This window comes from Bradyrhizobium sp. SZCCHNRI20481 (assembly GCF_032485055.1).
Taxonomy (GTDB): Bacteria; Pseudomonadota; Alphaproteobacteria; order Rhizobiales; family Xanthobacteraceae; genus Bradyrhizobium.
Genome location: NZ_JAUEUE010000015.1, coordinates 29,489 through 43,268, shown reverse-complemented (window position 1 = coordinate 43,268; position 13,780 = coordinate 29,489). Strand labels below are relative to the sequence as shown.

14 protein-coding genes, 1 tRNA gene and 1 pseudogene are annotated in these 13,780 nt (G+C 65.9%); 10 read left to right on the top strand and 6 right to left on the bottom strand.

The genetic code is table 11. The features are described 5' to 3' along the window. Window positions 1-35 precede the first annotated feature (35 nt). Window positions 36-111: transfer RNA gene (locus QX132_RS23615), tRNA-Ala, on the bottom strand. A 181-nt stretch (window positions 112-292) separates the two neighbouring features. On the opposite strand from QX132_RS23615, the gene QX132_RS23610 reads away from it, so the two are divergent. The 3 genes from QX132_RS23610 (at window position 293) to folD (ending at window position 2,032) form a co-directional block, all read left to right on the top strand. After that, window positions 293-583, top strand: coding sequence for a YggT family protein (locus QX132_RS23610; RefSeq protein WP_315740475.1), 291 nt, complete (start codon window positions 293-295; stop codon window positions 581-583). 93 nt (window positions 584-676) lie between these two features. After that, window positions 677-1,015: a DUF167 domain-containing protein gene (locus QX132_RS23605; protein WP_315785791.1), complete on the top strand. Its 339-nt coding sequence runs from the start codon at window positions 677-679 to the stop codon at window positions 1,013-1,015. A 132-nt stretch (window positions 1,016-1,147) separates the two neighbouring features. Then, entirely contained in the window at window positions 1,148-2,032 is an 885-nt protein-coding gene (folD, locus tag QX132_RS23600) for a bifunctional methylenetetrahydrofolate dehydrogenase/methenyltetrahydrofolate cyclohydrolase FolD (protein ID WP_316163024.1), read from the top strand. Between the two features lie 61 nt (window positions 2,033-2,093). Here folD and ppa read toward each other — a convergent pair whose 3' ends face one another. Both ppa and QX132_RS23590 read right to left on the bottom strand, forming a co-directional pair. Then, a complete protein-coding gene (gene ppa, locus QX132_RS23595) occupies window positions 2,094-2,630 on the bottom strand; it encodes an inorganic diphosphatase (protein ID WP_011923519.1) in 537 nt (178 codons plus the stop codon). Window positions 2,631-2,802: 172 nt separating this feature from the next. Further along, window positions 2,803-3,312 (bottom strand): GNAT family N-acetyltransferase, encoded by a 510-nt coding sequence (locus tag QX132_RS23590; protein ID WP_006611902.1) that lies wholly within the window; start codon window positions 3,310-3,312, stop codon window positions 2,803-2,805. 240 nt (window positions 3,313-3,552) lie between these two features. Here QX132_RS23590 and QX132_RS23585 point away from each other — a divergent pair, with 240 nt between their 5' ends. The 6 genes from QX132_RS23585 (at window position 3,553) to QX132_RS23560 (ending at window position 8,781) form a co-directional block, all read left to right on the top strand. After that, window positions 3,553-4,455: an alpha/beta hydrolase family protein gene (locus QX132_RS23585; RefSeq protein ID WP_316163023.1), complete on the top strand. Its 903-nt coding sequence runs from the start codon at window positions 3,553-3,555 to the stop codon at window positions 4,453-4,455. A gap of 9 nt (window positions 4,456-4,464) precedes the next feature. Then, on the top strand, window positions 4,465-4,932 hold the full coding sequence (locus QX132_RS23580; RefSeq protein ID WP_316163022.1) for a DUF2269 domain-containing protein: 468 nt from the start codon (window positions 4,465-4,467) through the stop codon (window positions 4,930-4,932). Between the two features lie 10 nt (window positions 4,933-4,942). Then, window positions 4,943-6,271, top strand: coding sequence for an SDR family oxidoreductase (locus tag QX132_RS23575; RefSeq protein WP_316163021.1), 1,329 nt, complete (start codon window positions 4,943-4,945; stop codon window positions 6,269-6,271). After that, entirely contained in the window at window positions 6,271-6,681 is a 411-nt protein-coding gene (locus tag QX132_RS23570; RefSeq protein WP_316163020.1) for a thiol-disulfide oxidoreductase DCC family protein, read from the top strand. Before QX132_RS23575 ends, QX132_RS23570 begins: the two co-directional genes overlap by 1 nt. Before the next feature lie 137 nt (window positions 6,682-6,818). Then, entirely contained in the window at window positions 6,819-7,889 is a 1,071-nt protein-coding gene (locus tag QX132_RS23565) for a YeiH family protein (RefSeq protein WP_410052885.1), read from the top strand. 7 nt (window positions 7,890-7,896) lie between these two features. Then, window positions 7,897-8,781 (top strand): LysR family transcriptional regulator, encoded by an 885-nt coding sequence (locus tag QX132_RS23560; protein WP_316163019.1) that lies wholly within the window; start codon window positions 7,897-7,899, stop codon window positions 8,779-8,781. 99 nt (window positions 8,782-8,880) lie between these two features. On the opposite strand, the pseudogene QX132_RS23555 reads toward QX132_RS23560, so the two are convergent. From QX132_RS23555 to QX132_RS23545, 3 genes and pseudogenes are all read right to left on the bottom strand, one after another. Further along, window positions 8,881-10,126, bottom strand: a pseudogene (locus tag QX132_RS23555) (flavin monoamine oxidase family protein). 126 nt (window positions 10,127-10,252) lie between these two features. Then, window positions 10,253-12,079 (bottom strand): translational GTPase TypA, encoded by a 1,827-nt coding sequence (gene typA, locus QX132_RS23550; protein WP_315740466.1) that lies wholly within the window; start codon window positions 12,077-12,079, stop codon window positions 10,253-10,255. A 395-nt stretch (window positions 12,080-12,474) separates the two neighbouring features. Further along, entirely contained in the window at window positions 12,475-13,236 is a 762-nt protein-coding gene (locus QX132_RS23545; RefSeq protein ID WP_316163018.1) for a Crp/Fnr family transcriptional regulator, read from the bottom strand. A 168-nt stretch (window positions 13,237-13,404) separates the two neighbouring features. Here QX132_RS23545 and QX132_RS23540 point away from each other — a divergent pair, with 168 nt between their 5' ends. After that, window positions 13,405-13,779: a response regulator gene (locus QX132_RS23540; RefSeq protein ID WP_315778187.1), complete on the top strand. Its 375-nt coding sequence runs from the start codon at window positions 13,405-13,407 to the stop codon at window positions 13,777-13,779. The last annotated feature ends 1 nt before the right edge of the window (window position 13,780 follow it).

Below are 13,780 nucleotides of genomic sequence, written 5' to 3'. Positions count from 1 at the left end.
CGCCGGGCGCCACGCGTAGCCTGAAAGGCGAAGCGTGGTGGAGCCAGGCGGGATCGAACCGCCGACCTCGTCATTGCGAACGACGCGCTCTCCCAGCTGAGCTATGGCCCCGTAACACGACCGCTTTGATGTTGGGAACAGGCGGCCGGCAGATCGGGCGCCATTTACAGTCGGTGCCCTGGTCAAGTCAAGAACGGTCACATCGCCTGTTAGCCTTGACGGGCACCTTCCCTTGTTTGCGCGGGAGGGAACAGATATCTAACCGGGTGATATCTCGTTCCAGGAACCCCGGATGATACGCCTCTTAGACTTCGTTGACTGGCTTCTCGGCCTGTACGTGTTCATCCTGGTCGTTGCGGCAATCATGTCCTGGCTGGTCGCGTTCAGCGTCATCAACGTCCGGAACGACTTGGTCCGACAGGTGCTTTACACGCTTGATGCTCTGACAGAGCCCGCGCTCCGACAGATTCGGCGCTTCGTGCCTCCTGCCGGAGCGTTGGACCTTTCGTTTCTCGTTCTCTTCATCCTCATCCAGTTCATCCGGTTCGTGATCATCCCGGCGCTTCAGGGTCTGTTTGTCTAGCGCCTGCACGCACTGACGTAGACGCGCGGGATTCAAGGGTGCTGCTTGCGTCAACTCAGGTCTGCTGCTGATTCGGATCGAGGGTCCCTATCGATGGTCCCTTGGCGATGTTCGAAGGGCGGCGTCACCCTCGCATTGCGGGTGACCCCACGCGGCGGCCGGGACGCCGTCGATGGCGTCGAGACGCTGTCCGACGGCCGCGATGTGCTGAAGGTCCGGGTGCGCGCGATCGCCGATGGCGGCGAGGCGAATCGCGCCGTGACCGAGCTGCTGGCCAAGGCGATCGGCGTCACCAAGGCCTCGGTGCGAATCACCTCTGGCGCGACGTCACGGCTGAAACAGGTCGCCATCGACGGCGATCCATCGGCGCTCGATCAGGTCTTGCGCGACCTCACCGCAGCCCATAAGCCGACCCGGAAACAACGAGAATAGACGCAAGAAGCGCGAGCCGAGGCCTTTCGGCTTCGCAAGCGGCGATTTTCACCCTCCCCTGGAGGGGGAGGGTGGGAGCACGCGGCCAGCATCTTGCTCGATGAACAGCCTTTGAACCGAGGATAGAGCAAAATGACCGCGATCATCATCGACGGAAAGATCATTGCAGCCGACCTGCGCGCGCAGGTCGCCCGTGAGGTCGAGCGGGTCAAGCGCGACCATGGCCTGACACCAGGCCTTGCCGTGGTGCTGGTCGGCAACGATCCGGCCTCCGAGGTCTATGTCCGCAGCAAGCACACCCAGACCCAGGCTGCCGGCATGGCCTCGTTCGAGCACAAGCTGCCCGCCGACGTCTCGCAGGACGCGCTGCTGGCCTTGATCGGCAAGCTCAACCGCGATCCCGCCGTGCACGGCATCCTGGTGCAACTGCCGCTGCCGAAGGGGCTGGAGACCGAGGCCGTCATCAACGCCATCGATCCGGCCAAGGACGTCGACGGTCTGCATCCGCACAATGCCGGCCGTCTCGCCGGCGGCCGGCCGGCGCTGGCGCCGTGCACGCCGCTCGGCTGCATCATCCTCAGCAAGACCGTGCACGGCTCGCTCGAGGGCCTGAACGCGATCGTGATCGGCCGCTCCAACCTGGTCGGCCGTCCGCTGGTGCAGCTGCTCCTCAACGAGAACGCCACGGTGACGATCGCGCATTCGCGCTCGCGCGACCTGCCGGCGCTCACTGCGCGCGCCGATCTGGTCTATGCCGCCGTCGGGCGCCCGGAGATGGTGAAACGCGACTGGATCAAGCCCGGCGCGACCGTGATCGACGTCGGCATCAACCGTATCCCAACAGCTGACGGCAAGACGAAGCTGGTCGGCGACGTCGCCTATGCAGAAGTGGCGGAGGTCGCCGGCGCGATCACGCCGGTGCCCGGCGGCGTCGGCCAGATGACGGTCGCGTGCCTCTTGGTCAACACACTGCGCGCCGCCTGCGCCATTGCCGGGCTGCCGAAGCCGGCGGTGTAACCACCTGCGTCATTCCGGGTTCAGCCGCTGCGCGGCTGCCCCGGAATGACGTCAATTGTTTTCACTTCTTCGCGGCCTTGGCGCGCGCGATGCCCTCGGCGATCAGCTGGTGGGCGTCGTCGGCATTGCCCCAACGTAGCACCTTCACCCACTTGCCGGGCTCGAGATCCTTGTAGTGCTCGTAGAAGTGCTGGATCTGCTGCAGCGTAATGTCCGGCAGGTCCGAATAGGTGCGGACCTTGTCATAGCGCTGGGTCAGCTTCGAGGACGGCACCGCGATGATCTTCTCATCGCCGCCAGCCTCGTCCTCCATCAGCAGCACGCCGACCGGGCGCACGCTCATGACCGCGCCGGGCACGATCGCGCGCGTGTTGGCCACCAGCACGTCGCAGGGATCGCCGTCGTTGGACAGCGTGTGCGGGATGAAGCCGTAATTGCCGGGGTAGCGCATCGCCGTATAGAGGAAGCGGTCGACGAACAGCGTGCCGGCTTCCTTGTCGAGCTCGTACTTGATCGGCTCGCCGCCGACCGGCACTTCGATGACGACGTTGACCTCGCGCGGCGGATCTTTCCCGATCGGGATGGCGTCGATGCGCATGGATGCTCCGTAGAACTTGAACGTTTCAGGGTCGGACGCCCGTGGAATGAGCGCTGGCATTCGCAGTCGCAAAAAAATCGCGGCTGCGCAACAGCTACCTCAGGCCAACACTTTCAGTTCAATTCGAGGGCGCGTTAACGCCTAACGCGCCCAGAGCACAGCCGGTCCAGGCTCAGTTGGTCCAGGCAAAGGCGACCTTGTCGAGCGACTTCGGCCCGAAGCGCTCCGACGACCGCGCGACCATGCGGCCGCCCAATGCGCGGTAGAACTCGGTGGCGGGATCGTTGTCGGACAACGCCCACACCACCATGCTCTTCAGGCCGCTCTGCGCGAGGTCGCGCTTGGCGGACTGAAAGAGCCGGCGACCGAACCCCAGCCCCTGAAATTCCGGTCGCAGATAAAGCTCGTAGACTTCTCCGTCAAAATGCAGGCTGCGGGCGCGATTGCGGCCGTAGTTCGCATAGCCTGCGACCTTGTCGTTGAACACCAGCACGCTGACGCGGCTGCCTTTGCGGATCGCGCTGTCCCACCATTGGGGGCCGCGCCGGTTGATCAGCTTCTCCAGCTCTGCGCCAGGGATGATCCCCTGGTAGGCGGAACGCCAGGCTTCATCATGGGCTGACGCCACCGCAGCCGCATCTGCAGCCTTGGCCGGACGGACTTCGATCAGGGTTGTGCTCATGACGAGATCAAAGCAAGTCGGCGGTCCGCCTTCAAGGTGCCACGTTAAAGATCGGTTAACCTGTGGACTTTCGGCATCACCGTGGCGGAAAGCTGTGCCGAAAAGGGACAATTTCGCAACATTGTCGGGCACCGGTGGTGTCCTGTCACCGCTGTTTCATACGTCGCGGGAAAAACTGCATCTGACCGGCCGCGGCGTGGGCTAGTGTGGCGCAAGCTCAACATCTTCTCGTTCGGCTGAATGGTGCTGCTTCGCTGCGTCTCATGGTTGCTCGCACTGCTCGTCCTGTCGGCAGCCGACGCAACGGCACAGCCGTTCGGTCCCGCGTCGCCCGAAGCCGAGCCGGCGCGCCGGCAGCAATGGCTGATACCGTCCATCAAGACCGAAATTCCCGCGCATGCGATCCTCTATCGGCCTGCCGGCCACGGGCCGTTTCCGCTGGCCGTGATCGCGCATGCCTCGACGCAGAATCCGCTGTGGCGGGCACAGCTGCCGCAGCCCACCTACACGGCGCTGGCGCGTCTCCTGGTGGGGCGGGGCTATGCCGTGCTGGTCCCGGAGCGGCTCGGGCACGGCCGCACGGGCGGTCCCTACGTCGAAGACCAGGGCGGCTGCGCCGACGCGGACTATGAGAAAGCAGGACGCGCAACGGCGGCGCAGATTTTGCGCGCGCTCGCGGACATGCGCGAGCAGCCGTTTGCCGCAAAGGGCGGCGCCGTCATCATCGGCCATTCGGCCGGCGGCTGGGGCGCGCTGGCGCTCGCCGATCAGCCGCCGCAGATCGTCTCAGCAATCGTCGTGTTCGCGCCCGGCCGTGGCGGGCATGCCGACGACGTGCCCGGGCGTGTCTGTGCAGAGGCGCGCCTGCTTGATACGGCCCGCGCGTTCGGACGCGGCGCGCGCGTGCCGGTCACGTGGCTTGTTGCGGCCAATGACAGCTACTTTCCACCACCGCTTTCGCGTCGGCTTGCGGATGCCTTCACGTCGGCTGGAGGCCAGGCGGGCTTCAACCTGTTGCCACCTTCCGGCGAGGAGGGGCATTGGATGATCGAGCACGACGACGGCGTGGCTCTGGCGGCGGATTTGCTGTCGAGGGCGCTGACAACGACACGTCGATCGACGCATCCGATGCCGCCGAACTAGCAGGACACGATGACGCTGTATTTCCTGGTCAAATATCTGCACGTGCTCGGCGCCATCGTCATTCTCGGCACCGGCACGGGGATCGCATTCTTCATGCTGATGGCGCATCTGAGTGGCGAGGCCGCGTTCATCGCTCGCACCGCCGGCGTGGTCGTGATCGCCGACATGCTCTTCACATTGTCCGCGGTGTTGCTGCAGCCGGTCACGGGCGGCACGCTGATGTGGCTGTCGTCGACCGCTGTGACTGACGGCTGGCTGCTCACCTCGCTCGCGCTCTACGCGGTCGCCGGGCTGTTCTGGGTGCCGGTGATCTTCATGCAGATCGAGCTACGCGACCTGGCGCGCCTCGCGGACGCCGGCGCCGAGGAGCTGCCGCCGCGCTACTTCATCGTCTTCCGCCGCTGGTTCCTGTGCGGCATCCCCGGTTTCGGCGCGGTCATAGCCATTCTCTGGCTGATGATCGCAAAGCCGTTCTGACGAGACGCGCATGATCACGTCGACCAACCCCCGCATCTTCGTGCTTGGCGCCTCCGGCCTGATCGGACGCTTCATCACCGACGATCTGCGCCAGCGTGGCTGTGCGACGGTCGGTGTGGCGCGCGCGTTCTCGCCATCACAACGCGTGTCGCCGTTCGACATCGAGCTGCCGATCATGGCGCTCGATGCGCCGGCTCTGGCGAGTCTGATCCGCGCCCACGAGATCGATGTCGTCGTCAACTGCCTCGGCGTGCTGCAGGATGGTCCTGGCAGCGACACTACGGCCGTGCATCGTGAGTTCGTCGCGCGTGTGCTCGCAGCGATCACGGCCTGCGGCCGTCGCGTGCGCTTCATTCACATCTCGATCCCCGGCACGGCCGATGAGGATCACACCGCCTTCGCTACGACCAAGCGCGAGGCGGAGCGGCTGATTGCATCCTCAGGCATTCCCTACGCCATCCTGCGCCCGGGCTTCGTGATCGCGCCGTCGGCCTATGGCGGCAGCGCGATGGTCCGCGCGCTCGCGGCGCTTCCGGTCGACCTGCCGGCGAAGGATGCGGCGACACCGTTCCAGCCGGTGGCGGTCGCGGACATCGCCGCGACCATCGCCTGGCTCGCGATGCGGCCGATCGATGACGAGGCGACGCGCGCGGTGAGCTGGGACCTGATGCAGCCCGAGGCGGTGACGCTTGGCGACGTGCTCGGTGCGTTTCGGCGCAGTTTCGGCACAATGGATTGGCCACGCGTTGCCGTGCCCGCGCCGCTGATCAATCTCGGCGCTTTCGCCGGTGACCTATGCAGCCGGCTCGGCTGGATGCCGCCGATGCGCACGACCGCGATCGCCGAATTGCGCAGGGGCGTACGTGGCGATCCGGACCCGTGGATCGCGGCAACCGGCATTACCCCGACGACGCTGGACGACGCCGTGGGCACGCATGGCGCCACCATTCAGGACAAATGGTTCGCACGCCTGTTCCTGATCAAGGCGCTGATCATTGCCGGCTTGGTGTTGTTCTGGGTCGCGTCCGGCAGCATCGCACTGTTGGTCTCGTTCCCCGCGACCACGGCGATCCTGACCACGCGCGGCTGGCCCGGCTGGTTCGCCGTCCCGTTTGCGGCGATCACCAGCATGGTGGACATTTCGGTCGGCGTATTGATCGCGTTCCGCAGAACCGCAGCATTCGGGCTCGCCGCCGGCATCCTTGTCTCGCTCGGCTACATGCTCGGCTGCGCGATCCTCACGCCCGACCTCTGGCTCGAGCCGCTCGGAGCGCTGGTGAAGACGGGACCAGCGATCGTGCTGATGCTGGTCGCGCTGCTCATGATGGACAATCGATGATGACCCACTGGCCCGACGACGACGTGATCCTCTACGACGGCGTCTGCGTGTTCTGCTCCCGCTGGGTGCAGTTCGTGATCGCGCGCGACACCGCAAAGCGCTTCCGCTTCACGCCGATCCAGTCGCCTTACGGCACCCGGCTGGCGCAGGCCTTCGGCATCGATCCCCAGGAGCCCGACACCAATGCGGTGGTGCATGGCGGCAAGGCGCATCTGAAATCCGATGCTGCGCTGACCGTATTGTCGAACCTGCCGGGCTGGGGCTGGACGCGCGCGCTGCGCGCCATCCCCAAGCCGCTGCGCGATGCGGTCTACAGCCTGGTCGCGCGCAACCGCTACCGCATCTTCGGCAAATACGAATCCTGCTTCGTGCCCGATGTCGAGCTCCGGAGGCGGGTGCTGGAGTCGTGATCCGATCCGCGGGTGAGATGCGGGAGCGAGCCAGGAATTGATCGATTTGAACGAATGATATATACGATATAATCTGTTGGATCGATTGATAGCAGCATGAAATTCTCCTCTCCAGACCCTGTTTGGGAGAGTTTTCCATGGCTGCCCCGTCGCATGATCTGATCGCCGATGCGCCCGTTGCCATTCGTCATCGACCTGTCCACGCGCCTGCGACGCCGGCGGCACCGACGCTGCTGCCCGGGCTCGCGCTGTCCGCGGCGCTCGCGGCCGGCGCCTTCGGGCTGCGCTTGGTGCCGGGCCTCGGCCTGTTCAGCCCGATGATAATGGCGATCGTGGCAGGGATGGTGCTGCATAACGTCATCGGCACGCCGGCGCGAGCCAAGCCCGGCGTCGCCTTTTCGATGCGCCGCGTGCTGCGGCTGGCGATCATCCTGCTGGGCCTGCAACTGACGGCCGCCCAGATCATCGAGGTCGGCGCGCGTGGTCTCGCCGTGATCGCGCTGAGCCTCACCGGCACCTTCGTGTTCACGGTGTGGATGGGACGGCTGCTCGGCATCGATCGCAAGCTGGCGGAGCTGATCGCCGCGGGCACCTCGATCTGCGGCGCATCGGCCGTGATCGCGACCAACACGGTCACGCGCGCCCATGACGAGGACGTCGCCTATGCGGTGGCCTGCGTCACGGTGTTCGGCTCGATCGCAATGTTCATCGATCCGCTGCTTCCGGCGCTGCTGCATCTCGACGCGCACGCCTTCGGCCTGTGGAGCGGCGCCTCCATTCACGAGATCGCCCAGGTGGTCGCGGCCGCGTTTCAGCAGGGCCAGCAGGCCGGCGAGTTCGGCACCATCGCCAAGCTGGCCCGCGTGATGCTGCTGGCACCGGTCGTGCTCACCCTCGGCCTGCTGGCAACGCGGCGCGCGCGCCATGGCGGCGAGACCCGGAGCAATGCGCAGCCGCCGCTACCCTGGTTCGTATTCGGCTTCATCGCGCTGGTCGGCCTCAACAGCGTGATCAGCATACCCGCCGAGATGAAGACGGTGATCGTGACGGCAACCACGTTCCTGCTGTCGATGGCGCTGGCCGCGATGGGACTGGAAACGGATTTCGCCAAGCTCAAGGCAAAGGGCCTGCGGCCGCTGGCGCTGGGCCTGCTCGCCTTCCTGTTCATCGCAGGCTTCAGCCTGGCCCTGGTGAAGCTGACCACATAGGACGCACGTGACGCTCGAACAGCTCAGGATCTTCGTGGCGGTCGCGACCCGCGAGCACGTCACCCAGGCGGCCCGCGACCTCAATTTGACCCAGTCGGCGACATCCGCGGCTGTAGCCGCGCTCGAAGCCCGCTACGAGACCAAGCTGTTCGATCGCGTCGGACGCCGCATCGTGCTCACGGCGACCGGGAAGGCGTTTCTCGTCGAAGCAAAGGCGGTGCTGGCGCGCGCGGCCGCCGCCGAGACCGTGCTGAACGATCTCGCCGGCCTGAAGCGGGGGCAGCTGGCGCTGGCGGCCAGCCAGACCATCGCGGGCTATTGGCTGCCGGCCTTCATTCACCGCTTCAATGCCGCGCATCCAGCGATCAAGCTGCAGCTATCGATCGGCAATACCGAGCAGGTTGCGACCCAGGTCCGCGAGGGCTCTGCCGATCTCGGCTTCGTCGAGGGCGATGTCGACGATCCCGTGCTCACGGCCCAGCCGGTCGCGGACGACGACATGGTGCTGGTCGGCCCGATCGATCATCCGCTGTGCCGCGGAAGGTCCGTGACAACCAGCGACCTGAAGACGGCGCGCTGGGTGTTGCGCGAGCAGGGCTCCGGCACGCGCGCCGCGCTCGAAACAGCGCTGGGCCGCTTCGGAATCACTCCGGCCGAGCTCGATGTGGTGTTCGACCTGCCGTCCAACGAGGCCGTGCGCGGCGCCGTCGAAGCCGGCGCCGGCGTCACGGTGCTGTCGCGCCTGGTGGCAATGCGCGCCGTCAAGGCGGGGCTGCTCGCCGTCGCCAACATCGAGCTGCCCAAGCGGCACTTCTACAGCCTGCGCCACAAAGAGCATCACCAGACGCAGGCCGCGCGGGAGTTTCTGCGGATGGTGGGGAAGACGGAATGATTGGGGCACGTCATCGCGAGCGCAGCGAAAGCGATCCAGAAATCCCACCGCGGTGACGGTCTGGAGTGCTTCGCTGTGCTCGCAACGACGGTGGATGTGCTAGCGCCTGGTTAACGACGCCAGAGCTTCCCGCGCCGCGCGCTCGCCGCTGTCGCGCGCGCCATGGGCGGTCGAGAAGAAATCCACGGGCGTCGCCTCGCCGGCGAAGAACAGCCGATCATCAACCGGCGCGGCCAGCACGGCGCGCTTGTCGGCATGTCCGGGCAGTGCATGCGAATAGGCGCCGCGCGCGAACGGGTCGGCGCCCCAGCGGGACTCGGCGAGCGGACGGAGGCTCTTGCGGATGTCGTTGCCGAGCAGGGCCACGATGTCGTCGATCGCCTGCGCCGCCAAGGCCCCCTCGCCCGCCACTTCGATCTCGCGAGCGAAGCTGCCGCCATAAAAACCTTCGATGCAGGGCTGGCCGAACGGGCGCAGCTGGAAGCTGCCGACCCGCGCGGTGTGGCTTCGGCCGCGCATGCCCGAATCCCTCGGCAGGTGCTCCCAACCGTCGAGCGCCAGCGTCACCTTGTTGTCGAGACCGAGCGGCAGGCCAGCGGCGGCTTCGACCTTGCTCGGCAGGGCCGGCCAAAAGCGGAGCACTTCGTCGGCCATGAGACTCGTCGGCACGGTCACGATGACCTTGTCGGCCGTCACCGTGCCCCGCGAGGTCGTCAGGCGGATGCGCGTGTCGCCGTGATCGATCAGGGTCACGTTGCAGCTCATGGCGATCGGCAGGCCCCCGCCATAGGCGGCGACCAGCGCCGCCATAGCCGTGGCGAACGCGCCAGTTCAGCTCGGTGTCCTCATAGGCCTCGAAGTCGAGCAGCGACATCTGGTCGAGCTCGCAGCCGTTGAGATAGGTGCAGATCGCATCGATCATGCCGTTCCAGCGATTGCCGGGCTCCAGGCAGACGCTCGCCGGGGCATCGCGGCCACTCTTGGCGGCCTCTGCGGTGCGCGTAAAGAACGCCTCCAGCGCCCGCAAGAACTCCTCACGCTCGTCGCGTGGAAATGCCGCGTCATAGGCCTGGTCGCGCCAGGGCGGTCGGCTGGTGTCGATCGTGAAAGCAAGCCGCTCGGCGATGCCGACGAAGGAGTTGCGATCAGCCGAATGCAGCCAGCCGCAGCCGAGATCGAAGGTGACGTCAGGCGAAGCCATGATGGTGTGAGCACGGCCGCCGATGCGGTCGCGGGCCTCCAGGACGATGAACGAGACGCCCTTGTCCTGCAGCGCATGTGCCGCGCCGAGGCCCGCGGCACCCGCGCCGATGATGGCGATGTCGATGGAGGATGGGAAAGACATTGGCTCATCCAACTCCGTCGTCATGCCCGGCCTTGTGCCGGGCATCCACGTCGTCCTCGCAAGCCCCAAAACGTGGATGGCCGGGACAAGCCCGGCCATGACGCATTTGAGGATGGAGGGCGGAAATTACGCCACCGCTTCCTTCTGTTTCTCGGCGCGCTTGCGCTCGTTCGGATCGAGATGCTTCTTGCGCAGGCGGATCGACTTCGGCGTAACCTCGACCAGCTCGTCGTCCTCGATATAGGCCAGCGCCTTCTCCAGCGTCATCCGGATCGGCGGCGTCAAACGGACCGCCTCGTCCTTCGACGTGGTGCGGATGTTGGTGAGCTGCTTGCCCTTCAGCACGTTGATCTCGAGATCGTTGTCGCGGGTGTGCTCGCCGACGATCATGCCGCGATAGACCTTCCAGCCCGGCTCGATCATCATCGGGCCGCGGTCCTCCAGCTTGAACATCGCGTAGGCTACCGCCTCGCCCTGGTCGTTGGAGATCAGGACGCCGTTGCGGCGGCCGGCGATCTCGCCCTTGAACGGGGCATAACCGTGAAACAGGCGGTTCATGATCGCGGTACCGCGGGTGTCCGTCAGCAGCTCGCCCTGATAGCCGATCAGACCGCGGGTCGGCGCGTAGAACACCAGCCGCAGGCGGTTGCCGCCGGACGGGCGCATCTCGATCATCTCGGACTTACGCTCGCTCATCTTCTGCACGACGACGCCGGAATGCTCCTCGTCGACGTCGATCACGACCTCCTCGATCGGCTCCAGCCACGCGCCGGTGGCCTCGTCCTTCTGCAGCACCACGCGCGGACGCGACACCGACAGCTCGAAGCCTTCGCGGCGCATGGTCTCGATCAGGATCGCGAGCTGCAATTCGCCGCGGCCCGACACTTCCATGGCGTCCTTGTCGGCGGATTCGACGACGCGCAGCGCGACATTGCCCTCAGCCTCGCGCAGCAGGCGGTCGCGGATCATGCGGCTCGTGACCTTGTCGCCTTCGGTGCCCGCCAGCGGCGAGTTGTTGACGATGAAGGACATCGACACGGTTGGCGGGTCGATCGGCTGCGCCGGGAGCGGAGTCTCGACCGAGGGATCGCAGAACGTGTCGGCGACGGTGCCCTTGGTCAGGCCTGCGATGGCGACGATGTCACCGGCCTCGGCCTCGTCGAGCGGCACGCGCTCGATGCCGCGGAACGCGAGAATTTTGGAAATACGGCCCTGCTCGACGACCTTGCCCTCGGCGTTCAGCACCTTCACGGCCTGGTTGGGCTTGATGCTGCCCGAGGTGATGCGGCCGGTGATGATGCGCCCCAGGAAGTTGTTGGCCTCCAAGATGGTGCCGATCATGCGGAACGGCCCCTCCTCGACCGACGGCGCCGGCACATGGCGCAGCACCAGGTCGAACAGCGGCTGCATCCCGGCGTCCTTCGGACCTTCCGGGCTCTCGGCCATCCAACCCTGCTTGGCCGACCCGTACAGGATCGGGAAGTCGAGCTGCTCCTCGGACGCGTCGAGTGCGGCGAACAGGTCGAACACCTCGTTGATGACCTCGGTCGGACGGGCGTCGGGACGGTCGACCTTGTTGATGACGACGATCGGCTTGAGGCCGACCTTGAGCGCCTTGGAGACCACGAACTTGGTCTGCGGCAGCGGGCCCTCGGCGGCGTCGACCAGCACCAGGGCGCCGTCCACCATGTTCAGGATGCGCTCGACCTCGCCGCCGAAATCGGCGTGGCCGGGGGTGTCGACGATGTTGATGCGGGTGTCCTTCCACTGCACCGAGGCGGCCTTGGCCAGGATGGTGATGCCGCGCTCGCGCTCCAGGTCGTTCGAGTCCATGGCGCGCTCGGCAACCTTCTGGTTCTCGCGGAAGGTACCCGACTGCTGCAGGAGACGGTCAACCAGGGTGGTCTTGCCGTGGTCGACGTGGGCGATGATGGCGATGTTGCGAAGATTCATGGTCAGTGTCTTCTAAGCTTTCTCAAGAGCCCGTGCTCTGTCCCCGGCGGGGCGCGCGCTTTGTTATAGTCGAATCAAGCTGTTAGCTTTACGACGCGCGCTCGCGAAACTCGTTCGGCGGCAGGGGCCGGCAGCCCCAAATAGGAAGCCCGGCCAATCGACCGGGCAGACCTCACGCGTTGCGGCGCAATATAGGCAGAAAATGCCAAAAAACAATGACTGCTTTCAGGAACGAGGAGCGGTTTCCGAGCGGCTGGCTAACGCCTCCGCGACCGCACGCTTCCGGGCGGCGCGGTAGAAGACGAGACCAACCACTCCGACCGGCAATCCCACGAGGACCAGCGCCGACAGCCGTCGGCTGCGCCTATGCGCGGAAAGAAAAAAACGCTTGCGGCTCAGCCCGTCGCGGCCTGCTCGGTCGGATAGACGCCGCGCAGAACCTCCTCGAAATGGGTCTTCACGGCTTCGTTGCACAGGCAGGAGCGGCGCTTCAGCGCGTCGAAGTCGCGCACCATGAAGGCGCCGCGGCGGGTTTCGAGAATGCCCTCGGCTCGGAAGGTCTGCACGACCCGGCTGACATAGCTGCGGCCGACGCCGAGCAGCGTCGCCAGCTGCTCATGCGTCAGCGGCACGATCGGCTCGCCGTCGGTGCGGTCCATCGCGGCCACGATCCACTTCGCCGTCCGCTGCTCGATCGAATGAATCGCGTTGCAGGCGGTCGACTGGAACATCTGCGCCAGCATGCAATCGGCGTAGCGCGCGAACACGTTGCGGAGCGTCTTGGATTGCAGCTTGGCGGCCGCCAGGCGGGACAGTGGCAGCCGTGCAAACGGGCCGCCGAACTTGACGACGATCCGCGTATAGGCCGGCAGGAAGCCCTCGCTGACGATGCCGCCGACGGCGCCCTCGCGGCCGACCAAGATGGTCTCGACGTCGCGGCCGTCCTCATTGGGGACGAGATAGGACGTGAGCGCCGGCCCACAGGGAAAATGCACGATCTGCACGTCGTCCCCGGGACTGTAGAGCAGATCGTTCGGCGTTGCCTCGTCCTCCACCAGATACGGCGAAATCAGCGCGTAGTCGGCCGGACTCAGCCGCAGCAGCAGGTTGTTGTGGGGCCGCTCCCGGTTCAGCGTGGTCACACCCTGGCTCAGCATCGTCTTCCCCTGCGCGCAACGCATGTGCGTGATTCGTGCTCCTTGTGTTCACAAGTGCACCGACACAGGAACTCTGATATGCTGCCTTGGTTCCAGGAACCCGCCAGCGCACTCAAGAGGAGACGCCGGCTGCGGCGCCCATCCCTCATCCTGGAACCCGCAGATCCCATGACCAGCTCGCAATCAGGCGTGCCCGAGCTTTATCAACATGTGCTGGTCGTCGAAGACGACCCCATCATTGCGCTCGGATTGGAAGACACGATCACCGACCTCGGCGTTCCCGACATCAGGATCGCAGCCGACGTCGCGACCGCGCTCGCCATGATCGCGGAGCGCGCCCCGCAATTCGCATTGCTCGATGTCGGCCTGGTCCGCGAAAAGAGCTTTGCGATTGCCGAGCGGCTGACGGCGCTCGGCATTCCCTTCGCCTTCTCCACCGGCTATGGCGCCGACCGCGTGCCGGCCGCGTTCGCCGACCGGCCACGGCTGCCGAAGCCTTGCCCGACCGACGCGCTGGAGGCGGTGCTGCGCCGACGCGACTAGT